19 protein-coding genes and 1 tRNA gene are annotated in these 22,458 nt (G+C 69.9%); 12 read left to right on the forward strand and 8 right to left on the reverse strand.

Going from position 1 to position 22,458, the window contains the following annotated elements:
• Positions 1–106: 106 nt before the first annotated feature.
• The gene (locus ACN469_RS17335; protein WP_498769279.1) at positions 107–565 is read left to right on the forward strand and encodes a MarR family winged helix-turn-helix transcriptional regulator; all 459 of its coding nucleotides are present in this window, start codon (positions 107–109) and stop codon (positions 563–565) included.
• 87 nt (positions 566–652) lie between these two features.
• On the opposite strand, the gene ACN469_RS17340 is transcribed toward ACN469_RS17335, so the two are convergent.
• Positions 653–1,705 carry a cell envelope biogenesis protein TolA gene (locus ACN469_RS17340; protein WP_498769281.1) on the reverse strand — a complete coding sequence of 351 codons (1,053 nt, stop codon included), beginning with the start codon at positions 1,703–1,705 and terminating at the stop codon, positions 653–655.
• A 258-nt stretch (positions 1,706–1,963) separates the two neighbouring features.
• Between ACN469_RS17340 and ACN469_RS17345 the strand changes: the two genes are divergently transcribed.
• Positions 1,964–2,782 (forward strand): 2-oxo acid dehydrogenase subunit E2, encoded by an 819-nt coding sequence (locus ACN469_RS17345; protein ID WP_498769283.1) that lies wholly within the window; start codon positions 1,964–1,966, stop codon positions 2,780–2,782.
• A 45-nt stretch (positions 2,783–2,827) separates the two neighbouring features.
• On the opposite strand, the gene ACN469_RS17350 is transcribed toward ACN469_RS17345, so the two are convergent.
• The 3 genes from ACN469_RS17350 to ACN469_RS17360 all read right to left on the reverse strand — a co-directional run bounded on the left by ACN469_RS17350 (position 2,828) and on the right by ACN469_RS17360 (position 6,627).
• Entirely contained in the window at positions 2,828–3,814 is a 987-nt protein-coding gene (locus ACN469_RS17350; protein WP_498769285.1) for a zinc metalloprotease HtpX, read from the reverse strand.
• Between the two features lie 145 nt (positions 3,815–3,959).
• Positions 3,960–5,399, reverse strand: coding sequence for an HTTM domain-containing protein (locus ACN469_RS17355; protein WP_498769287.1), 1,440 nt, complete (start codon positions 5,397–5,399; stop codon positions 3,960–3,962).
• A complete protein-coding gene (locus tag ACN469_RS17360; RefSeq protein WP_498769289.1) occupies positions 5,392–6,627 on the reverse strand; it encodes an imelysin family protein in 1,236 nt (411 codons plus the stop codon). The genes ACN469_RS17355 and ACN469_RS17360 overlap by 8 nt, the downstream gene beginning before the upstream one ends.
• A gap of 146 nt (positions 6,628–6,773) precedes the next feature.
• Between ACN469_RS17360 and ACN469_RS17365 the strand changes: the two genes are divergently transcribed.
• Together ACN469_RS17365 and ACN469_RS17370 are read left to right on the forward strand one after the other, a co-directional pair.
• A complete protein-coding gene (locus ACN469_RS17365; protein WP_498769291.1) occupies positions 6,774–8,252 on the forward strand; it encodes a hypothetical protein in 1,479 nt (492 codons plus the stop codon).
• A 129-nt stretch (positions 8,253–8,381) separates the two neighbouring features.
• Positions 8,382–10,799, forward strand: a complete 2,418-nt coding sequence (locus ACN469_RS17370; protein WP_498769293.1) for a TonB-dependent receptor family protein — start codon at positions 8,382–8,384, stop codon at positions 10,797–10,799.
• 60 nt (positions 10,800–10,859) lie between these two features.
• Here the strand turns inward: ACN469_RS17370 and ACN469_RS17375 are convergent, their stop codons facing one another.
• The gene (locus tag ACN469_RS17375; RefSeq protein WP_498769295.1) at positions 10,860–11,270 is read right to left on the reverse strand and encodes a hypothetical protein; all 411 of its coding nucleotides are present in this window, start codon (positions 11,268–11,270) and stop codon (positions 10,860–10,862) included.
• 163 nt (positions 11,271–11,433) lie between these two features.
• Between ACN469_RS17375 and fni the strand changes: the two genes are divergently transcribed.
• The 6 genes from fni (at position 11,434) to ACN469_RS17405 (ending at position 17,700) form a co-directional block, all read left to right on the forward strand.
• Complete coding sequence (gene fni, locus ACN469_RS17380; protein WP_498769297.1) at positions 11,434–12,492, forward strand: type 2 isopentenyl-diphosphate Delta-isomerase; 1,059 nt, start codon at positions 11,434–11,436, stop codon at positions 12,490–12,492.
• Positions 12,493–12,531: 39 nt separating this feature from the next.
• Positions 12,532–13,860 carry a hydroxymethylglutaryl-CoA reductase, degradative gene (locus tag ACN469_RS17385; RefSeq protein ID WP_498769299.1) on the forward strand — a complete coding sequence of 443 codons (1,329 nt, stop codon included), beginning with the start codon at positions 12,532–12,534 and terminating at the stop codon, positions 13,858–13,860.
• Positions 13,861–13,865: 5 nt separating this feature from the next.
• On the forward strand, positions 13,866–14,798 hold the full coding sequence (mvk, locus tag ACN469_RS17390) for a mevalonate kinase (protein ID WP_498769301.1): 933 nt from the start codon (positions 13,866–13,868) through the stop codon (positions 14,796–14,798).
• A gap of 8 nt (positions 14,799–14,806) precedes the next feature.
• A complete protein-coding gene (gene mvaD, locus ACN469_RS17395) occupies positions 14,807–15,793 on the forward strand; it encodes a diphosphomevalonate decarboxylase (RefSeq protein WP_498769303.1) in 987 nt (328 codons plus the stop codon).
• Entirely contained in the window at positions 15,793–16,872 is a 1,080-nt protein-coding gene (locus ACN469_RS17400; RefSeq protein WP_498769305.1) for a mevalonate kinase family protein, read from the forward strand. The genes mvaD and ACN469_RS17400 overlap by 1 nt, the downstream gene beginning before the upstream one ends.
• Before the next feature lie 240 nt (positions 16,873–17,112).
• Positions 17,113–17,700 carry a DUF642 domain-containing protein gene (locus ACN469_RS17405; protein WP_498769307.1) on the forward strand — a complete coding sequence of 196 codons (588 nt, stop codon included), beginning with the start codon at positions 17,113–17,115 and terminating at the stop codon, positions 17,698–17,700.
• A gap of 110 nt (positions 17,701–17,810) precedes the next feature.
• Here the strand turns inward: ACN469_RS17405 and omp85 are convergent, their stop codons facing one another.
• Positions 17,811–18,983 (reverse strand): Omp85 family outer membrane protein, encoded by a 1,173-nt coding sequence (omp85, locus tag ACN469_RS17410; protein ID WP_498769308.1) that lies wholly within the window; start codon positions 18,981–18,983, stop codon positions 17,811–17,813.
• A 182-nt stretch (positions 18,984–19,165) separates the two neighbouring features.
• Between omp85 and ACN469_RS17415 the strand changes: the two genes are divergently transcribed.
• A complete protein-coding gene (locus tag ACN469_RS17415) occupies positions 19,166–20,719 on the forward strand; it encodes an alkaline phosphatase family protein (protein ID WP_498769345.1) in 1,554 nt (517 codons plus the stop codon).
• A gap of 26 nt (positions 20,720–20,745) precedes the next feature.
• The gene (locus ACN469_RS17420) at positions 20,746–21,831 is read left to right on the forward strand and encodes a lysylphosphatidylglycerol synthase transmembrane domain-containing protein (protein ID WP_498769310.1); all 1,086 of its coding nucleotides are present in this window, start codon (positions 20,746–20,748) and stop codon (positions 21,829–21,831) included.
• Between the two features lie 72 nt (positions 21,832–21,903).
• On the opposite strand, the gene ACN469_RS17425 is transcribed toward ACN469_RS17420, so the two are convergent.
• Positions 21,904–21,987, reverse strand: a tRNA-Leu gene (locus ACN469_RS17425).
• Positions 21,988–22,079: 92 nt separating this feature from the next.
• The gene (locus tag ACN469_RS17430; protein ID WP_498769312.1) at positions 22,080–22,457 is read right to left on the reverse strand and encodes a 2Fe-2S iron-sulfur cluster-binding protein; all 378 of its coding nucleotides are present in this window, start codon (positions 22,455–22,457) and stop codon (positions 22,080–22,082) included.
• Between the last annotated feature and the right edge of the window lies 1 nt (position 22,458).

Below are 22,458 nucleotides of genomic sequence, written 5' to 3' on the forward strand. Positions count from 1 at the left end.
TAGGTAAGGGTGACTACAGGTACGACTCGACTCCCCCCACGCGAGCAATTGCGTCAGGCAGATGTAATTGACAACCATTGTAGGCGACAACTATTTCTTCCGACGAATGACTTTCGCGGAGCACCTGGCCTCACTGCGTCGCAGCGTTCGCCGCCACCTGACCGAGAGGCTCGGGGCGCGGACGAACCGGCCGTTCAATCAACTGCTGGCGCTGAAGGCCATTTCCGAGGACGTGCGCAAGCAGTCAGCGCTCGCCGAGCGGCTGATGGTGGACGCGCCCGCCGCGAGCCGGCTGGTGGATCGGCTGGAAGAGGATGGGCTGGTGCTGAGGCGGGCCGGGGAAGACCGGCGCTGCTTCCGGCTGGAGTTGACGGCGGCGGGGGAGCACGAGCTGGCCCACCTGCTCGACGCGCTGCGGGAACTGGACGGCGAGCTGGAGGAGTACCTCCCGGAGCCGGAGCTGTCCGAGCTGAAGCGGCTGATGGAGAAGCTCCAGGTGGGCCTGGCGATGCGCTCGGGCGGTCCAGACACTCCCGGCGACGGTGGCGGTGGCTGCGGGGAGTGAGCGGGCCTCCGAAACGACGAAGGGCCCGGCCTCCGGAAGTGAATCCGGAAGACCGAGCCCCTCGGCTCGAAGCGGTGAGGCGGCCTGTCAGGCCTGCTGCGCGGACTTCGGCTCGGCCTCGGGAGCAGCGCTGACTTCGGCGGGGGCGGGAGCCTCGGCGGGCGCCTGCTGCGCGGCGGACTGGGCCTCCGATTCAGCGCGCACGCGGGAGGTCTCCTCGGTGCGCTGGTCGCTGGCGGCCATCTCCTCCGGCGTGAGCTCGGTGCGGTCGGCCAGGATGCCCGTCTTCTTCTCCAGGTCCTTGATGGCGCGGCGCATGAGGTCGCGCTCCAGGAGCGTGCGGTTGAGCCGCTTCTCCAGGGCCTTGTACTTGTCCTTCATCAAGTCCAGGTCGCCCTTGGTCGCGGCGTAGACGCGCTGCTGCGTCTCGTTGCGGCCCTTGATGCGACGCACTTCCTTCTCCAGGTCCACGGCGCGGTTGCGGTCCTTGTTCGCCGCCTGCTCCAGCCGGTCCATCTTCTCGCGGTCCGCCTCGCTCAGCTCGCGGATGACGCGGCGAGGAGTCCGGTCCTCGCGAGCGACCTCGGCCACCGGCGTCACCGCCACGGCCGCGGCCACCACCTGCTCGCCCTCCTTGGCGGGGGCGGCGATCTGCTGGGCCACGGGCGCGGCGGCGGCGACGGGCGCCACTGGGGCGGGGGCCTGCGGGGGCCGACGACCACGGCCGCCTTCCGACTCCGACTTCAGTCGCTGGTTCTCGGTGATCACCTGCGCCAGCTCCAGGCGGGTCTGCTCCAACTGCAGCGACGCGTTGCGCTCCACCTCGGCGCGGGCCTTGGCCAGGTCCTGCGAACCCTTGTCGCCCTCCTTCTGCTCGAAGACCTTGCGCTTGGTCTGCTTGAGCTGCTCCTTCACTTCATGGAGCGCCGCGCGCTGCTCATCCAGTTCCTTCTGCTTGCGCTGCAGCTCCGCTTCCGCCTTGGCGCGCGCGGCCCTGTGGTCGGCTTCCAGCTCGACGCGGGGCGTGTTGGAGGACGAGGAAGAGGACGGGAGCACCGTCTGCTTCGCACCGCCGACGAAGAGGTTGAAATACAGCGAGATGGCGAGCCCGACTGCCAGGGCGATGACCAGGAGAACCACGGGACGACCTCCACGGGAGGGATATGCAAAAAGCGGGGCAGCCTATCGTCCAGCGCGGGCCCGTCAAGGGTGCGCAGGGGGAACGGCCCCAGTACCCCGCCTCCATGCCCTTTTCAGAGGAGGGGTGCACGTGCGAAATCGACGGCTCCCTCGGAGGGCAGTCGCTCGGACGGGGTCTTCCCCGCCCCGCCGGGAGCCGCGATGCTGCGCCGCGCCCGCCCAAGCCCCCAAGCTCCCAGGAGCACGAGTGAGTGACACATGGCTCATCTGGAGCTGAGACCCAAGCAGCGCGTGTCGAGCTTCCGCAAGCTGGCGATTGGCAGCTGGGGGACGGCGTATGACCCCACCGTCTACGGCACGCTGACGGTGCGGATGGACCGGGCGCTGGTCTACATGGACGCCTTCCAGCGGAGCACGGGCCTGCGGCTGACGGTGACGCACCTGGTGCTCAAGGCGCTCGCGGAGGCGCTGCGGCGCTGCCCGGACGCGAACGCGGTGCTGCGCTTCCACCGCATCTATCTGCGCCAGCGAATCACGGTGTCCGCGCTGTTGCGCTCGGAGACGGGCTGGGCGCCGGTGCGGGTGGCGGACGCGGACCGGAAGGGGCTGCGCGAGCTGGTCCTCGCCGTGGACGCGGCGCGCGCGGAGGCGGGGACTCGCCAGGGCTGGCGCTGGGTGGAGAAGGTGCCCGCGCCGTTGATGCGGCTGTTCACCGGTGGGGTGTCGTTCCTGGCGGTGACGCTCAACCTGGACCTGGGCCGCTTCGGCCTGCCGAGGGACGCGTTCGGCGCCGCCGTCGTCACGGACGTGGGGGAGCTGGGGCTGGACTCGGCCTATCTGCCGCTGGTGCCGTTCACGCGGGTGCCCGTGTTCCTGGCGCCCGGAGCGGTGCGCGACACGCCGGTGGTGGAGGAGGGGCGGGTGGTGGTGGGGAAGGTGATGAGCCTCAACGCGTCCATCGACCACCGCTTCATCGACGGCTTCCACGCGGGCGTGCTGGCCAACACGTTGAAGGCGCTGCTGGAGGACCCCGAAGCGGCGTTCGGTCCGCCGGACGCGGCGGCCTCGGGGGACTGAGCGCGGGGAGCCGGTTGGCAGCTCTCCCCGCGCGGGTTCGTCACGTCAGTACGCGTACTCCCAGCCGCCTCGGCCACCACGAGCGCGCGAGCTGCCCGCGCGAGCGCTCATCGCGCGCAGCCGGCGCACCCGCTCGGGAATGGGCGGGTGGGTGGAGAACAGCGCCATCACCCCACCCCGGTGCAGCGGGTTGACGATGAACAGGTGCGACGTCGCCGGCGCCCTGTCGTACGGCATCACCTCCGCGCCGCGCTCCATCTTCAGCAGCGCATCCGCCAGCGCGTCCGGGTCTCCGCTCAGCTCGGCGCCTGTCGCGTCCGCGCCGTACTCGCGCGAGCGGCTCACGGCGAGCTGCAACAGCGTGGCGGCGATGGGCGCGACGAGGAGCAGGCCCAGGCTGGCGAACGCGCCGCCGAGGCCGCCCTCGTCGTCATCGCTCCTGCTGAGCATGGAGCCGCCGAACCAGAAGAGCATCTGCGCCGCGTAGCTGATGATGCCGGCGAGCGTGGCCGCCACCGTGCCGATGAGCGTGTCGCGGTTGCGCACGTGCCCGATTTCATGCGCGAGCACGCCCTCCAACTCGCGCTGGTCGAGGATGTCCATGATGCCCGCCGTCACCGCGACGGCGGCGTGCTTGGGGCTGCGGCCCGTGGCGAACGCGTTGGGCGCGCGCGTGGGCAGGATGTAGACCTTCGGCTTGGGCATGCCCGCGCGAGCCGCCAGCTTCTCCACCATCTGGTGAAGCCACGGCGCCTGTTCGTACGGCAGCGGCTGCGCGCCATGGATGGCCAGGGCGATCTTGTCGCTGAACCAGTAGGAGCCGAAGTTCATCACCACGGCGAAGAAGCCGGCGAACATCAGGCCCTGGGCTCCGCCCAGTCGCTGGCCGATGACGAGCACCAGCGCGGTGAGGCCCGCGAGCAGCACCGTCGTCTTGAGCGCGTTGCCCAGGCGGTGCCACCCACCGCCGCCGTGCAGCGCCGGACGTCCGCCGCCGTTCCGGGAAGTTTCGTGGGTGCCAGTGAGTGCCATGTCGTCTCGTTCCTTTCCCCCGTCAGGGGCTTCAGAAACGTAAACAGGCGGGCCGGCTCGTCAATGAAAGCCCTGGAAAGGCTCCATGAATCCGGGGACTTACGTCAACGCATGGACGCCGGGCAGGGGAGCGGGCGAGCCATCCTCAGCGTGGGTCCGCGCGTGCGGCGCGCAAGGTCGGACGCAGCCGGATGGGCGGAGAGTCGGGCGCGGGAAGAATCCACGACTTGGGCGCGAGTCCATCCACCTCGCGCGCCAGGTCCACGTTCGGGTCCACGAGCACCTCCGCCGAGCGCCCGTTCAACGAGACGCGGACATCCGCGCGGACCTCCACCGCGCCATGGCCTCGGGCCTCGAAGTCGCGGGCGATGTGCCGCGCGAGCTGGAGCACGAGGTCGGGCTGCACGGACATCTCCCGCTCCTGGAGCCGCGTGAGGTGCTCGTTCGGCGAGACGTGCCACTCGCGGCCCGCCGTCGGTGAGCGGACGATGAACGTCACGCTGCCGTTCTTCTCGCGCGCCATCACCCGCCAGGAGAAGCGCATGCCCTGCTCGTGCCAGAGCACGTTGCCGCCATACAGGTGTGTGCGGAGCGGCACGGCGACCTGTACCACGCCGTACGCCGCCGCGACTCCGAGCGACACCCAGGCCTTCCAACCAGGCACCGCGAGCACGGGAGCCACGGGCGCGGGAGTGGAAGCAACAGCCGCGCGTCGCATCAGCTCGCGCACGCGCGCACCCAGGCGGCGAGGCCAGGAGGAATCGAAGAACACGAGCGCCGCCGTCACCATGATGAAGGGGAACATCCCGATGGGGAACAGCACGGAGGTGGCCGCGTGGAACACGATGACCACCACGTACGCGAAGGGACGCAGCCGTCGCGACAGCAGGAAGGCGACGATGGTGGTGTCGAAGAGGAAGCCGGACCACGCCGCGGCATAGGCCACCCAGCGCTGCTCCAGCAGGGGGCCCACCCACGGGAGGCTCGTCCGGGCCGACAGCCAGATGCTGAGCGGCTGCGCGTGAACGAGCCAGTCCGAGGTGAGCTTCGCGAGGCCCGCGAACACGTAGACGACGGTGACCTGGAAGCGCAGCAAGAGCGTGCACCACGCGGGCAGCGTGTCGCTCCGGAGCGCGGGCCTGCGCCACGCGTCCACGGAGAAGGCGCGGTGCGCGGGCACGAAGATGAGCAGCCCGAGCAGCAGGCTCACCAGGTAGTAGTGGTTCAGGTAGTTGCTGACGTCGACGAGCTGGACGTACGTGAAGGCGAGGAAGAGCAGGACCGTGGTCGCCCGGTAGAAGAGTCCCGCCGACAGGAACACTCCGAGCACCGCCAGCGCGGCGAACACCGCGTGCATCCACGGCGCGGGCAGCGCCGGCACCCAGTCGAAGCCCCAGTAGGTGAAGTGGAACCGCGGACGCACGAACAGCACGTCCACCCAGCCATAGGCGAGGAAGCGAATCGACGAGACGGTGATGAGCCCGCCGAGCGCCACCCGGAACGCCACCAGCGCCGCGATGTCTCGCGGCGCCAGCAGCAGCTTCCAGAGGCGCTCGGCCCGGGAGGACGGCGCCTGCTCAGTCATTGTCCCCTTCGACGGACTGCGGCAGCTCCAAATCCAGCACCGTGACGAGCTCCGTCTTGAGCACGTCCGTGACGCCCTTGAAGGCGTCATGGAGCGCGCGCACGGACGGCTTGTCCTGGGCCAGCGACTGCCGCAGGTCCTCCTCCTCGATGGTGCCGAAGGCGGCCTCGGCGGCGACGATGCGCTCGACCAGCTTCTGCGCCAGCGCCTCCGCGCCCGCGGCCACCAGCACGTCATCGAAGCCCGTGCCCGTGTAGCCCTCGCCGCAGCCCTGCGCGAGCAGCCGGAAGCCCCGGACGTTGGCGCGCAGGTTCGCCTTCGAGCGACCCGCGTACTGCGACTCCAGGTGCTCCGGGCAGGTGTCCGTCGAGCACTCGCGCATGCCCAACGGCCGCGCGAGCTTCAGGTCCTTGCCCTCTTTCTCGAAGTAGAACATCGCGTCGCTCAGCGAGTTGAGCGCGGCTTGCGTCGAAGGAAACACCGTGTTGCCGGAGCCCGCGGTCGCCAGCGTGTTGGCGAAGTTATCCTGGTCCGCCGCCCACGCCTTCACCAACTGCGTGGCCCGCTGATTCACTTCCCGCGCCACCGCGAGCGCATAGGCGCGCTTGCGCGTGGCCCGCTCCTCCGACGACAGCGCCGCCCACGTTCCCTGCGCGACGATGGGCGAGGTGCCCTGACACGCCGTGTCCTCGCCTTCGTGGAACAGCAGGTACTCCAGCGCGTACAGCCCGCGCCGGCTCACCAGCGACGTCGGGAAGCCCGGCGTCTCGTAGCTCTTGCTGACGACCTGCTCCTCCACCGCGCAGCGGCTCACCAGCGGCCACGAGTAGATGTTGTCGCGCAGCTCCGCGCCGCCCGCCGCGCCGCGAGGCGCCGCCGGCCCCACCTGCATCACCTCCGCCACCTGCCACACGTCCATGGCCGCGTGGAACGCCGCGCGCGCCTCCGCCCTCGTCGTGGCGTCCGGCTGGCCCGCGTACCGCGACACCGCACCCGACAGCGCGGTGCTCGCCTCCAGGAACTGGCGCGCCGTCTTCTCCACGCACGCGCCCGTCGCCTTCAAGAGGTCCGCTCGCGTCGTGTCCGTTTCGCCCGGCCCTCCTCCTGGGCCCGCGTCGTCCTTGCCCTTGTCGGACTCCTTGCAGCCCGGAAGGCACGTCAGGGCGGTGATGAGCAGGAGCGCGCGCGTGCGACGCGCGCTGAGGGGGCCCGGTGTCTGGGTGTTCATGGGGTCTCGCTTATCTCGATGAAAGGCGGGGGGCTCGAGGCCTGAGTTCTTGACAGCTCGTGTGGATCCGTTTTACGAGCCCGTCCCGATTTTGAGAACGATTATCGTTAGCAGGTTACAGAATATTACCCGGGAGAGGGATGCACATGAAGAGCCGGATGGAGCAGCGCAAGTCGTTCGTGGGGGTAGCAGTTCTCTCGCTCACCTTGGCCGTTTTCGGTAGCGCGTGCGGAGATGACGACGAGAAGGACCCGCCGCAGAACGTTCCGGACTCGGGCACCCCGGACTCTGGCACACCCGACTCGGGCACCCCCGATTCCGGCACGCCGGACGCGGGCCCGGTGACGACGGTGTCGGACGCGGACATCGCGCTGGCACGGTTCAACACGGACGGCACGCTGGACACGACGTTCGGCGCCGGTGGCACCACGCGCATGGACCTGAGCACCGTGGCGGGTGGAACGAAGGACTCCGTGTGGGGCCTGGCGGCGGATGCGACCAACCGGCTCGTCGTCTTCGGCTCGCGCCGTGGCGAGGGTGACCGCACCGACGCGGACCGCGTGGTGGTGCGCTTCACGGCGAACGGCGCCCGCGACACGACGTTCGGCACCGACGGCGTGCACACGCTGAACATCTCCAACCTGAGCGACGGCGCGCGCTATGGCATCGTCCAGGCGGACGGCAAGATTGTCGCGTCGGGCTACACCAGCCAGCCGACGGGCGTGGGCGCGCAGGCGGCCAACCGCATCGTGCTGGTGCGCCTGGATGCCGAGGGCAAGCCGGACAACACCTTCGGTTGGAAGGGCGTGGTCAACAACGCGCCGTTCGGTCCCGTCAGCCAGGCCAACCCCGAGTGGGGCATGGCCGAGGCGTACCAGGTGGGCCAGTTCTCCGACGGCAGCTACGTCACCACCGGCTACGGCCGCAGCGCGTCCTCCGGCACGGTGGACGTGGTGAACTTCAAGTACACCGCCACGGGCGACCGCGACATGGAGTGGGGCACGAACGGCGTCGCCCTGCTGGACCTGGTCAACGACAACGACCGCGGCCGCAACCTGGTGGTCCTCAATGACGACCGCGTGTGCACGGTGGGCAGCGCGACGCCGGTGGCGCAGAAGATCGCCGCCCTGGTGTTCATGCTGGACAAGAACGGCGCCCGCACGACGTTCAACACGGAAGGCTACAAGCTGTACGACTTCGAGCGTCCGGAGCAGGCGTTCTTCGGCGTGGCGAAGTCGGCGGATGGCAACTGGGTGGCGGCGGCCGGCTACCGCGCTGGTGGCGGACAGGATGACGACGGTGTGCTGGCCATCATCCCGGTGGGCGCGAATGGCACGGAGGTCACCAAGGTGGCGACCATCTCCGAGACGGAGAATGACCGCTTCTGGTCCGTGGCCTTCGACTCGACCAACCGCGTCTACGCGGCGGGCTTCGTCACCGAGGGCGGCGACAACAAGATGGTGGTGGTGCGCTACACGACGACCGGCGAGCTGGACACCACGTTCGGCACGGGCGGCATCGTGAAGCACAACTTCATCGCCAGCAAGGCGGAGGAGACCGTGCGCGGCATCGTCATCCAGTCCGACGGGAAGATCGTCGTCGCCGGTACGGCCGACAAGCAGTAACAGCGGCAGCTCGTCGCACCCAGTCCTGGAGCCGGGGAGTCGGGTCCTTTCATGGGCCCGGCCACCCCGGCTTCCTGGTATCTGGCGCAGTGCCACCGCACACCATCGAGACAAGGGCGTACTTCGCAGATGGCATGGTTCAAGGACAGGCTGAAGCGGGCGCGGAGCTGGACGGCTCCGGTGCTCATGTTGGGAGTCGTGACGTCGTCGGCCGCCGGGTCCGTGCCGCCAGAGACGGCATCGCCCACCGGAGCGGCTCCCACTCCGGACGCGCCCGTCGTGCCCGGGCCGTCGGACTCAGCGGCTCCCTCCGCGCCGCCCGAGGATGCCCCCCTGTCCCCGGCGCAGGAGCCCGCCGTCGCGGGTGACGCCCCGGTCCAGGCTCCCCCCGCCGTGGCCGAGCCGACCGCTCCGACCGAGCCTGTCGTGGCAGAGCCCGTCGTGCCCGAGGCCGGTGAGCGGAAGTTCGAGAGCGTGGTGGTGGGGACCTCGGAGACGCGCACCAGCGGCTCGGTCCACATCCTCAAGCCCGCGCAGCTGGAGCGCTACGAGAAGGACGACCCCAGCACGGTGCTGATGAGCGTGCCCGGTGTCTACGCGCGCGGCGAGGATGGCTTCGGGCTCCGGCCGAACGTGGGCCTGCGCGGCGTGAATCCGGACCGCAGCAAGAAGGTGACGTTGCTGGAGGACGGTGTCCTCTTCGGCCCGGCGCCGTACTCCGCGCCCGCGGCCTACTTCTTCCCGCTCGTCACCCGCATGCAGTCGGTGCGCGTGCTCAAGGGCCCCTCCGCCATCCAGCACGGTCCGCAGACGGTGGCGGGCTCCGTGGAGTTCCTCACCCGCGACATCTCCGCGTCCGAGTCCGCGTGGCTGGACGTCGCCGGAGGCGGCTACCTGTACGGCAAGGCGCACGGCGTCTTCAGCGCGAGCACCGAGCGCGCGGGCTTCCTGGTGGAAGGACTCCACCTGCGCAGCAACGGCTTCAAGGAACTGGACGGAGGCGGCACCACGGGCTTCCGGCGCAACGAGTGGATGGCGAAGGCCCGCTATCGCCTGGTGCCCGACGGAGCGGTCCGCCAGAGCCTCAACCTCAAGCTGGGCTACTCCGACGAGCTGTCCAACGAGACGTACCTGGGCCTGTCCGACGCGGACTTCCGCGAGAACCCGCTGCGCCGCTACGTCGCCAGCGCGTTGGACCGGATGAAGTGGCACCGCACCCAGGTGGCCGCCAGTCACGTGCTGGAGTCCGGCTCGCTGGCCCTCACCACCACGGCCTACCGCAACGACTTCTCGCGCGCGTGGAACAAGGTGAACCGCTTCGGCGGCGCCGCCATCGCCACCGTGCTCGCGGACCCGACGAGCGCGCGCAACTCCATCTACTACGGCGTGCTCACCGGACAGATCGACACGTCGTCCACGCAGGACACGCTGCTCATTGGCCCCAATGACCGCACCTTCGTCTCGCAAGGCCTCCAGAGCATCGCGCGGTGGACGACGACGACGGGCCCGCTGAATCACAGCCTCGAGGTCGGCGCGCGCTTCCACTACGACAGCATCGACCGCAAGCACACCGAGGATGCCTACCGCATGGCGGGCGGCTCCCTCGTCCGGGCCGGCGCTCCCACGTCCACCACCGCCGACAACAAGGACGCCACCCACGCCCTCGCGCTGCACGTGACGGACGCCATCGCCTGGGGGCCGCTCGTCCTCACGCCGGGCGTGCGCCTGGAGGTCATCCGCTCCCGCTCGTATGACCGCATCACCGGCGAGGACACGGACGGCGCGCTCGAGGTGCTGATGCCCGGCCTGGGCGCCTATGGTGCGCTGACGCCGAACCTGGGCATCTTCGCGGGCGCGTACCGGGGCTTCTCGCCGCCCTCGCCGGGCCAGCCCGATTCGGTGAAGCCGGAGAAGAGCATCAACTACGAGTCAGGCGCCCGCTGGACGCGCCGGGGCGAGCGCCTCGAAGTCGTCGGCTTCTTCAACGACTACTCGAACCTCACCGCCATCTGCACCTTCTCCAGCGGCTGCGTGGACGACGACCTGGACCGGCAGACGGACGCGGGCCAGGCCCACATCTACGGCCTGGAGGTCTTCGCGGAGAAGACCTTCCGCCCCGGTGGCGGCGTGACGTTCCCGCTCACCGCCTCGTACACCTTCACGCGCACGGAGCTGCTCAATGACTTCCGCTCGGCGGACCCGCAGTTCGGCGACGTGAAGGCCGGGGACGAGCTGCCCTACGTGCCCCGGCACCAGCTCTTCGCGTCAGTGGGCGTGGAGGGCGCGCTGGGTGGCGTCATCCTGAGCGCGCTCTATGTCGACAGCATGCGCGAGTCCGCGGGGCAGGGCGAGGCACTGCCGGGTGAGCTGACGGACTCCCTGCTCACGTTCGACGTCAACGCGAACTGGAACTTCTCCAACTGGGGGCAGCTCTACCTCAGCGCGCGCAACGTGCTCGACGCGGCGGACATCGTCTCGCGTCGTCCGTATGGCGCGCGTCCCAACGCGCCGCGCACGGTGATTCTGGGTTTCAAGCTGTCTCACTGATGACAGTGCGCGCGGGCCCCGGTGGAGCGCGACCGGGGCACATGCGGGGCCACCTGCGGGTTACAGATAGAAGCGGTCCGTCACGCCGGCGGTGCGCTGCAGGATGGCGCTCCAGCCGAGCCACAGCTCGATGCCGCTCTTCGAGGTCTCCGGCTCTCCCCCCAGCGCGCCGAGCGAGCCCGTGCATCCCGCGAGCGTGCACAGTCCGGACTCCGTCAGGTGCTCGAGCAGCGCGCGCAGCGTGGGCATTCCCCTCGACTCGAAGCGGTCCGTGATGTCCGCGCGGCCCGCGAAATCAGGCTCGTCCAGGTCGCCCCGCAGGAAACGCTCCAGCGCCCACCAGAAGAGATACACCTCCGCGCGTCGGCCAGAAGCTGTCGCCGCGGCGGCGATGGACAGTCCCTGGTGCACCCGGTCGTAATCTCCGCTGTGAAGGAAGACGACCACCTTGGGCAACGGGGGCGCGCTCATGCGGGCCTCATACCGTCCAGCAGCCCGTGCCGTCCATTGAGTCGCCCGCGCGGACCGCTCGGGCCCTTTGGCTTGCGCCCGTGCCCTTGCGCTTGCTAGGAAACCCGCGAGCCATCGGGCACTTACACGCCCTGACGGGCACTTGGGACGGGCTGCTTCTCACATGGTCGAGGACATCACAGCGCGGCGTAAAGACGCTCACCTCGACCTGTGCGCCACTGGCGACGTCGAGCCTGTCGAGAACAGCACCCTCCTGGAGCACGTCCACCTGGTCCACTGCGCCATGCCTGAGATGGCCGTGGAGGACGTGGACCTCTCCACTCCATTTCTTGGAAAGCAATTGCGCCACCCGCTGCTCGTCACCGGAATGACAGGTGGCACCGAGCGCGCGGGCGCGGTCAATCGCGACCTCGCGTTGCTGGCGGAGCGCCATGGGCTGGCGTTTGGCGTGGGGAGCCAGCGGGCCATGTCGGAGGACGTGTCGCGGGCCGCTTCGTTCCAGGTGCGGCAGGTGGCGCCCACGGTGGCGCTGCTGGGCAACATCGGGCTCTATCAAGCGGTGCGGCTGGGCGTGGACGGGGTGCGGCGGTTGATGGAGGACATTGGCGCGGACGGAATCGCGCTGCACCTCAACGCGGGTCAGGAATTGACCCAGCCCGAGGGCGACAGGGATTTCCGGGGCGGCTACGACGTGGTGGCCGCGCTGGTGAAGGCCTTCGGCGACCGGTTGCTCGTCAAGGAGACCGGGTGTGGCATCGGCCCGGACGTGGCCCGGCGGCTGGTGGAGCTGGGGGTCCGGAACCTGGATGTCTCCGGCCTGGGCGGCACGTCGTGGGTTCGCGTGGAACAACTTCGGGCCTCGGGCGTACAAGCTCAGGTCGGGGCTGAATTCAGCGCGTGGGGCATTCCCACGGCGGCGGCGGTGGCGACGGTGCGCGCGGCCGTGGGGCCGGAAGTCCGACTGGTGGGCAGCGGCGGAGTGAGGACGGGGCTGGAGGTGGCGAAGGTGCTGGCGCTCGGGGCGGACCTGGGTGGCATGGCCTTGCCGCTGTTCCGGGCGCAGCAGGCGGGTGGGGTGGAGGCGGCGGAGCAGGCGCTGGCGGTCATCCTGTCGGGACTGCGACAGGCGCTCGTGCTCACGGGAAGCAGAAGCTGCGCTGAGCTGAGGCAGCGGCCGCGAGTAGTGACCGGAGTGTTGAAGGATTGGATTTCGGCGCTGTAGCGGCCGTTCGCATCGATGCGGGAAGAAGGAAGACTCAACATGTCTGAGACGGTGACGTCCCGGCTCTCCGGGTTCCACAAGCTGCCGATGGACGAGCGCCTCGCGCAGCTCGCTCGCATGTTGCGGCTGTCGCCCGCGGATATGGAGCTGCTTCGCGGCACCGAGGCCCTGCAGCCGGCGCTGGCCAACCAGATGATCGAGAACGCGGTGGGCACGTTCTCCCTGCCGCTGGGCGTGGGGCTCAACCTCCAGGTCAACGGCCGTGACTACCTGGTGCCCATGGCGGTGGAGGAGCCGTCGGTGGTGGCGGCGGTGTCGTTCGCCGCGAAGATCGTCCGCGAGGCGGGTGGCTTCTACGCCGAGGCCGACGAGTCGATGATGATTGGCCAGGTCCAGGTGACGCGCTACGGCGACCCGACCGAGGCCACGGAGAAGATCCTCGCGCACAAGGAGCAGCTGCTGGCCCTGGCCAACAGCTTCCACCCGGCCATGGTGGCGCGCGGCGGCGGCGCGAAGGACGTGGAGGTTCGCGTGCTGCCGGCCCCCGAGGGCCCGCGCGGCGAGCCGCTGCTCGTGGTGCACATCCTCATCGACACGCAGGAGGCGATGGGGGCCAACCTCATCAACACCGTGGCGGAGGGCGTGGCGCCGCTCGTGGAGCAGATCACCGGTGGCAAGGTGTACCTGCGCATCCTCTCCAACCTGGCGGACCGCCGGCTGGCGCGCGCCACGTGCCGGATTCCCCTGGCGATGCTGGCCGACTTCGAGATGCCCGGCGAGACCATCGCCGAGGGCATCGCCCAGGCCAGCCGCTTCGCGGAGGCGGACCCGTACCGCGCGGCCACGCACAACAAGGGCGTGATGAACGGCATCGACTCGGTGGCCATCGCCACCGGTCAGGACTGGCGCGCGATTGAGGCCGGTGCTCACGCGTTCGCCTGCCGGGGCGGGCAGTACCGTCCGCTGTCGACGTGGTACCTGGAGGAGGGCCACCTGGTGGGCCGCATCGAGCTGCCGCTGGCGCTGGGCCTGGTGGGCGGCCCCATCAAGGTGCACCCCGGTGTGCAGATGGCGCTCAAGCTCCTGCGCGCCTCGAACGTGCGTGAGCTGTCCATGGTGTTCGCGGCGGTGGGGCTGGCGCAGAACTTCGCGGCGCTCCGGGCGCTGGGCAGCATTGGCATCCAGAAGGGCCACATGGCGCTGCACGCGCGCTGCGTGGCGGTGACGGCGGGCGCGCGGGGCGACTGGGTGGAGAAGCTGGCGGACCTGTTGGTGAAGGCGGGCCATGTGAAGGTGGAGAAGGCGCGGGAGATTCTCGCCAGCCTGTCCGCCGAGGACGCCGCCGCCGCCACGGGCACGACACTCTGAGCGCCGTGGGCACTCCGTCCTCCCTGTCCACGTTCGGCGCCGGCAAGGTCATCCTGCTGGGCGAGCACAGCGTCGTGTACGGCCATCCCGCGCTGGCGGGCCCGCTGTCGCAAGGCGTGAAGGCGCGCGGCGTGCCGTCCAAGAAGTGTCAGCTCTCCTTGCCGTCCACGCTGAGCCGGGGGCAGCGGGCGCTGCTCACCCAGGCCTTCGCGCGCGCGGCGAAGCTGGTGGGGGAGCCGCTGGTGAAGGTGTCGTTGGACCCAGAGCTGCCGCTGTCGGCGGGACTGGGCAGCTCCGCGGCGCTGTCCGTGGCGTGCGCGCGGCTGCTGCTGCTGGCGGCGGGCAAGGAGGCCACACCGCGAGAGGCCGCGCGCGTGGCGTGGGAGATGGAGCAGGAGTTCCACGGCACGCCTTCCGGGGTGGACCACACCACCAGCGCGGAGGAGCGGCTGTTGCTCTATCGCCGCACGCCCAACGCGGCGACGGTGGGGCGCGGCAGGACGGTGGACAGTCCCCGCCCGCTGAAGGTGGTGGTGGCGCTGGCCGGCGAGCGCAGTCCCACGAAGAAGACAGTGGCGTCGCTGCGGGAGCGGCAGGCGCGCTGGCCCGCGCGCTACCGACGCATCTTCACGGAGATGGGGCGGCTGGCGTCGGAGGGCGCGAAGGCGGTGGAGGCGGGTGACCTGGAGGCGCTGGGTGACGCGATGAACGTCAACCAGGGCCTCCTGGCGGCGCTGGGCCTGTCGTCTCAGCCGCTGGAAGAAATGGTGTATCGACTGCGTGGCCTGGGGGCGCTGGGCGCCAAGCTCACCGGAGCGGGTGGGGATGGTGGGGCCGTGGTCGGTCTGTTCCTCGAACCGGAGGCCGCGGTGGTCCAGCTCACGCGGCTCGGTGTGCGCTGCTTCAGCAGCCAGCTCGCGGGTCCGCGAGCGCCGTGAGTGTTTCCATGAAAGCCACAGCCCTGGCGCATCCCAACATCGCCCTCGTGAAGTACTGGGGGAAGCGGGACGACGCGCTCATTCTTCCGCACCAGTCCAGCCTGTCGCTGACGCTGTCGCCGCTGTCGGTGACGACGACGGTGGAGTTCGGCGTGTCAGCCGACGCGGTGGAGATCAACGGCCACACGTCCAAGGGCAGCGAGCGCGACCGGGTGCTGCGCCTCTTGGAGTCGGTGCGCGCCCAGACGAAGCAAGCGCTGGGGCCGGCGAAGGTCGTCTCGCGCGGAGACTTCCCCATGGCGGCGGGGCTCGCGAGCAGCGCGGCGGGCTTCGCGGCGCTCGCCGTCGCCGGACGCGCGGCGGCGGGACTGCCGGCGGATTCGAGGGCGGCGAGCATCCTGGCGCGGCTGGGCAGCGGCTCCGCGTGTCGCAGCGTGGAGGGCGGCTTCTGCGAGTGGCAGCGCGGCGAGCGTCCGGACGGTGAGGACAGCTTCGCGGTGCAGCGCTTCGACGCGGCGCACTGGCCGGACCTGCGCATGGTGGTGGCGGTGGTGGACCGGGGCGAGAAGGACGTGAAGTCCCGCGACGGGATGAAGCAGACGGTGGAGACCAGCCCGTACTACGCGGCCTGGGTGCGGGACGCGGAAGAGGAAGTGCCGCGAGCCCGCGCGCACATCGCCCGGAGGGACTTGCAGGCGCTGGGGGAGTTGTGTGAGCGCAACGCGTGGCGGATGCATTCCACGTCGCTCGCGGCCGACCCGCCCCTCTGCTACCTGAACGCGGGGACGCTGGGCCTCATCCAGCAGCTTCGTGAGCACCGCAAGAAGGGCATCCCCGTGTGGTTCACGCTGGACGCGGGGCCCAACCCGGTGCTGCTGACGGACGCTGCGCACGAAGTCGCCGCGGAGGCGCTGGCGCGCGCGTGTGGCGCGCTGGACGTGATTCGCTGCGTGCCGGGCGGGGACGCGGAGCTCAAGCAGGAGCACCTGTTCTGATGGAGCGCGCTCTCTCCGCACCGGGAAAGCTGTTCGTCTCCGGCGAGTACGCGGTGCTGTGGGGCGGAGTGGCGCGGGTGGCGGCGGTGGCACCTCGCACCGCGGCCTATGTGCGGCGACGCGAGGATGCGCGCGTGCATGTCTGCCTGGAGGAGGGCTCGCTGGGCGGCGGCATGACACCACGGGGCGTGCGCTGGGAGCGCGAGGTGCCCGCGGGCTTCTCCTTCGTGGCGCGCACGCTGGACGAGGCGCTGCGCGCGCACGGCCGCGCGAGCCAGGGCTTCGACTTCGCGGTGGCCCCCTCCGCCGTGGGCCCCAACGGGCAGAAGCTGGGCATGGGCGGCAGCGCATGCGCGGCGGTGCTGGCGGCCGAGGCCGCGCGCTACGTGCTGGAGGAGCGCTACGACGCGCTGAAGCTGGCGCTCCTGGCGCACACGCTGGGGCAGGGTGGCAAGGGCAGCGGCGGGGACGTGGCCGCGAGCTTCGCGGGCGGCGTGCTGCGCTACCGGCGCTATGACGTGACGTCCCTGGCCGACGCGAGCAACGGCGCTCGGCTGAGCGCGGCGCTGACGGAGTCGCCCTCGGTGGACGTGTGGCGGCTGCCAGTGCCCCGGGTGGCCATGGCGTATGCCTTCACGGGCGAGAGCGCGTCCACGCGGGTGCTGATTGGCCAGGTGGAAGCGCGGCTGGAGGAGGCGGGGCGTCAGGCCTTCGTCGCGCGCTCCGACGCGGTGGGGCAGGTGATGGAAGACGGCCTCGCGGGCTGGGACTTCCGGGGCTTCTCCGAGGCGGTGAAGGCGCAGCACGAATTGCTCCTGGAACTGGGCCCGCTGGAGACGGAGGGCATGCGCCGCGTGCTGTCCATGGCGGCGGCTTACGGCTGCGTGGGCAAGTTGTCCGGCGCGGGGGGAGGGGACGGCTGCATCCTCTTCGCTCCCGACGCGGAGGCCCGCGCGGAGCTGTGCAAGGGATTGGAGTCGCGCGGCTTCCACACCCTGCTGCTGGAGCCGGAGCAGGGCGTCCGAGGCGAGACGCAGGTGGATGCGCGGCTGCGCGCCTGGGTGGACGCGCGCGGCTGAGCCTGGGCTCCTCGCTGGTGTGCGGGGCTACCCGGGTGAGTCATTGCCTGGATGACGTCGACGCAATGCCTGTCATGTCCGAGGGACAGCTTCGCCGAGACCTCGGGTGTCTCAATGGACATCGTGGGTTGTACTCAGAGTATCGCTAGGGTTCACCGCGCCGATGACACGGCACCGCGGAATCGGCGGCGTTTGGGGAATGCCGAACGGCCGCGGTCAACCTGAAAGGTGAACGAGCACATGAAGCGAATCATTCGAGGGGGAGTCGTCGCGAGTCTGGCCATGGGCCTGGTGCTAGCGGGCTGCGGTGGCCCGGAGCTGGCTGGAGACGTGGAGCCCCAGGACCTCGGGACGGCCGAGCAGGGCATCAACAAGGTCACCAACAGCGGCTTCGAGGCGGCGCCCGGCGGCGTCTACAACTACGTGAACCTGTCGACGGGGGCGACGACGCTGACCAACTGGACGGTGACCGGCAGCATCAAGGTCATGAACAGCACGTACAAGACGCCCAACAGCGGCACCAAGTCCGTGGACCTCAACGGCCTGGGCGCGGGCAGCATCGAGCAGACCATCTCCACGGTGGTGGGCTCCGGCTACACGGTGCGCTTCTACGTGGCCAACGGCCCGACGTGTGCCGGTGTGACGCGCACGGCGACCCTGACGTACGGCCCCTCCACGGCGAGCATCTCCAACAGCCTGGCGGGCTGGACGCTGCGCACGTACGTCTTCACGGCCACCACCGCCAGCACGCTCATCAAGCTCCAGAGCACCTCGGGTGGCGTGAGCTGCGGCCTGGCCATCGACGACCTCACTGTCGACGGTCCGTGATTCCGGGGGGCTTGCCGCGGCACGCGGACACGTCCGGGCGCCGGTGACACCCTGAATCACGCGAGGCCCTGGTGCTCTCTCTCACGAGCGAGCCCGGGGCCTCGTTTCGTTCAGAACATGTGGCCGAAGGTGATGTAGATGCGCTGGCGGCCCGTCTCGGTGGAGCGGGCGTAGTCCATGCGCACCACGGCGGCGCGACGGGTGAGCCGCAGGCCGCCGCCGATGCCGGGGTGCCACTCGTGCCAGCTGCCGTCGGGCACGCCCGGATGCCACACGCGCCCCAGGTCCAGGAACATCACCGCGCCCACCTTCATGTTCTTGCCGAACACCTGCATCTGCGCGGCCTGGAAGCGCAGCTCCGTGTTGCTGAACGCCTTGATGTTGCCGGAGAAGCGGTTGCGCTCGATTCCGCGCACGCTGCTCATGCCGCCGATGCCCTCCGACACATTCACGCCGCCGGTGTTGCTCCACTCGAAGAACGGCACGTCGCCGAAGAGCATGTCCAGGGTGAGCCGCTGCGCCAGCGTCAGCCGCGAGGACAGCCGCAGGTAGCGCCGCTCGCTCAGGGTGATGCCCACGTACTGGTAGCGGCTGCCCGTGGCCTGTCCGGACACGCGCAGGGCCAGCTCCTCCACGCCGCCCTCCAGCGGGTCCGTCTCGTCGTCGCGCGTGTCCCACAGCGCGCCCGCGAGGAGCTGACCGGTGGAGCCGCCCTCGATGCCGATGGGCTGCTGCTGCGTCAGCATGGAGTGGTCTTCCGCGCTCACGCGCGTGTTGCGCCACGCGTAGCCCACGTAGGACTGGAGCGGATGCGTGGGACCGAACGGCCGGCCCCGAAGGCGAATCCATGCGCTCGGCGCGCCCTTGTCGAAGGTGAAGCGCTCGTTGTCCAGGTCGCCCTTGAAGTCCGGCGCCGACAGGTTGCCCGCGCCGAAGAAGGGGCTGCGCAGCTCCCGGCGGTACTCGAGCCCCGCCTCCACGCGGAGCGGACCGATGAGGCGCGGCCCGTCGTAGCGCAGGTAGTGGCTCTGCACCCCTCGGCTGCTGAACAGCACCTGCGCGCCGATGCCGTGCGCGTAAGGCGTCTTCCCGGGGCCATACAGGTAGATGCCGCCCACTGCGCCGTAGCTGATGCCGCTGTCCGAGCTGAACGTCATCATCGGCAGCGCGATGATGTCCGAGCCCGACTCCGTCGTCGCGGGAGGCAGCCCCGGTGCCGGCCGAGACGGTGTCTGCACCGGGGCGGCGGCGAGGGTTGCGAGCAGGACGGCGGAAATCAGCATGGGGACCGTGGTGACGCCTCTCTGAGTCGGTTCCATCCCGACTGAAGGACGGCGCTGTCTGCCCGCCTGCTTTCCAGGAGAGCTGCCCTCGACTGAAGGCGGCCGTCCCCCCAAGTGCTCATTTTGCCCGCCGAGGGAGGGGAGGCGTCAACGTGAGTGGTGTCATTACCCCAGCTTCATGGATGTGGGCCCACGGACTTGCGCGGAGGATTCGCGCGAAAGTTCCGCCCGCAGCGGCGCACCGACGTCGGAACCTCCTGATTGTCCATTTAGACGGGGTGCCGAAGGCCCTGCTGGACGAGGCGATTGTCGCCGGGAAGATGCCGTTCTTCTCACGACTCATCCGCTCGGGCGCGTTTCATCTGGAGGACGCCTTCTGGGGCGCGCCCACCTCCACGCCCTACTTCCAGGCGGGCCTGCTGTACGGGATGCGTGAATCGAACCTGCCTGCCTACTCCTGGTACGACCGCGAGCTGGGCCGCGAGGTGCGGATGAACGTGCCCTCGGACGCTCTGCTCGTGGATCAACGCCTGCGAGGGGCGGGGCGTGACAGCCTGTTGGACGGCGGTGGCCACGGGTACTTCTCGCTGTTTCGCGCGGGCGCGGACAACGCGTGGAGCATGAGCACGCTGGGCAGCTTCAAGCTGATGTCGCGCTCGTTCTCCTACGAGATGATGGGCTTGTCGGCGGGCCGCACGCGGGGCGCCTGGGACTTCCTGCGCTCGTTCGGAATGGACACGTGGCAGGCGGCGCGAGAGGTGGCCCACTGGGGCCACTCCCTCCACGACTGGCGCCACGAGCAGTCCTTCCTGCTCAGCCGCGTGTTCCTCCAGCGCCTGGGCTGGAGCTTCGCGCACACCAAGGCGCTGGTGGACATGGTGCGCGGCGTGCCCGCCATCTACCTCGTCTACGGCAACTACGACGAGGTGGCCCACCGTCGCGGGCCTCGCTCGGAGCTGGCGCTGATGGAGCTGCACCGCGTGGACGCGTACCTCTCGGAGCTCTATGCGATGTCGCGCTCGGTGGAGCGTCCGTATGACGTCGTCATCCTCTCGGACCACGGGCACGTGGACAGCCTGCCGCTGGAGCAGCGTCAGGGCGTACGGCTGGAGTCCATGCTCTTCGAGGGGGAGCGTGTCCCGCTGTCCGACGACGTGGCTCGCGGCCTGTGTGAAGGACGTCCGCTCCCGGAGCTGGACACCGTCGCGCGAGAACCGTTCAAGCCCGTGGTCATCGAGTGCGGCAACTTCGCCCACGTCTATCTCTCCGGCGCGAAGGAGCCACTGGAGGCGCGCACGCTGCTGGCGCGTCACCCGGAGGTGCTGGCGCGTGCCACTCGAAGCGCGGACATCGGCATCGTCGCGATGCGCCGAGGCAACTCCGCGGTGGCCGTGGTGCGCGGCGGCGTCTACGGCCCAGATGATATCGAGCGAGCGCCCCTGGCCTCCGAGTACAGCCGTCGCGCGGTGGCGGACTTCCTCAGGGGACTGCCGGCGATGAAGACCGCGGGAGACCTGGTCCTCTTCGGCGAGGCGGTGCAGCGGGGCGGCACGGTGGGCTTCGCCTGGGAGTTCGGCTCGCACGGTGGACTGACGCGCACGGAGGCCAACAGCCTGGTGTGCTGGCCAGCGGACGCGCCCGTGGACCTGTCCGGCTTGGGCCACTGCGCGGACCTGCACGAGCGGCTCGCGCAGACCTATGTGGAGCCCGCTCCTAGGCTGCGGTGGGTCCAGTGACGCCCGAGCCACCTCGCCCCAGGGGCATGTGGCCCCGACCTTCGGCGCGCGGCGTCAGCCTGCCCAAGGTGCTGCTCGCCGTGCTGGGACTGGCGCTGTCCGTCGTGCTGCTCTCCACGGCCTTCTTCCGGTGGAACCTTCAAGGCACCGGGCCGCTGCTCGTGCCTCGCTTCCCGCTGAGGGACTTCCTGCGAGACTTGCCCGGCCACCTCGTGTGGCTGCTGCCCTTCGTGCTGCTCCAGGGCTCCATCATCCCGCTGCGCGCGGTGCAGTGGCAGAGCACGCTGCGCAAGCGCGTGCCCTTCCGCGAGCGCTACCACCTGGTCGCCATTGGCGCCTTCGTCCACAACGCGCTGCCGGGGAAGCTGGGCGACATCCTCCGCTCGTTCCTCCTGTCGCGCACCGAGCGCATTCCCTTCCTGCGCTGCCTCGGCACCGTCGGCGTCTGCAAGCTGATGGAGTTCGCGGCGCTGATGTTGCTGGTGACGCTCTCCCTGCTGGGGCCCTTCGGCACCACGCTCTCCCGCTTCCAGGGGCAGCTCAAGGTGGCGGTGTCCCTGTGCGTGGGCCTCGTCGCCCTCGTCGTGTTGCTGGCCCACTGGTCCGCGCCGCTGGCGAACTGGCTGCACCGCCGTCACCGCTTCCCGCGCCTGGAGGGCTTCCTCCACCACGTCAGCGACGGGCTGGGCTCCGCGCGCTCCTTCCGGGGCATGGGCAAGGTGCTCTTCTTCTCGGTGGGCCCGGTGATGGCGTCCGCGCTGGCCTACGGGCTGGCGCTGCACGGCATTGGAATCGAAGGGGGCCTGTTCGCGGGGGCCGTGGTGCTGGGGGCCATCTCCCTGGGGCAGGCGCTCCCCGGCGTCCCGGCTGGCATGGGCATCTACTACTTCGTCACCAGCTGGGCGGCCCGCAGCCTGGGAGCCAGCCCGGAGGACGCGGCGGCCTTCGCCACGCTCACCCACCTGGGGACGGTGCTCAGCCAGGCGGGAGTGGGGGCCATCTCCGTCTACGTCCGGAAGATTCGCATTCGCGACTTGCGCAAGGGCGGCAGCCTGGCGCGCGAGGCCGCGAGCCACGTGGCCCACGAGTCCGTGGAGCCAGCACCACCGTGAGCGCTGGGGCAATCAGAGCCCTGAAAAGCGAAAAGGGGCCCTGGTTTGAACCAGGACCCCTTCTCAACTTTGTGCCCAGGAGAGGACTCGAACCTCCATGCCCTTGCAGGCGCTAGACCCTGAATCTAGTGTGTCTACCAATTCCACCACCTGGGCAGGTGGTTCTTCCTCGCGGCGTTGCGGCGTTGCTGCGATGGGGCGGACATATAGAAGTCCTGCCCCGCGCCGTCAAGAACTACGTAACAACCTCACTTCTTCAGCGGCCATTTCCCCTCGGACTCCAGGGCGCGGCGGATGACGGGGTTCTCGTCCATGAACGCGGTGAGGGACTCCTCGGTGATCTCCACCGTGACGTCCTCCTGGCTGACCTCCGTCTGGCAGCTCAACCGCGAGTACGGGCGCACGTCGAACCCCATGTCCAGGCGGTCCGCCTCCGCGTCCGATTGCTCGCTCAGCGAGTCGAGGCCCTTGCGCACCCAGATGTGACAGGTGGAGCAGCCGCAGACCCCGCCACAGCTATGGCCCACCTGGGCACCGCTCTGCTCGGCCGCGTCCAGGAGGATGGTCCCCGGGGGCACGTCCACGCTGACCTCGGCCAGGGGGCTCTTGAAAGTCACCTTGGGCACG

This window comes from Corallococcus terminator (genome assembly GCF_049194865.1).
Classification (GTDB): Bacteria; Myxococcota; Myxococcia; order Myxococcales; family Myxococcaceae; genus Myxococcus; species Myxococcus terminator_A.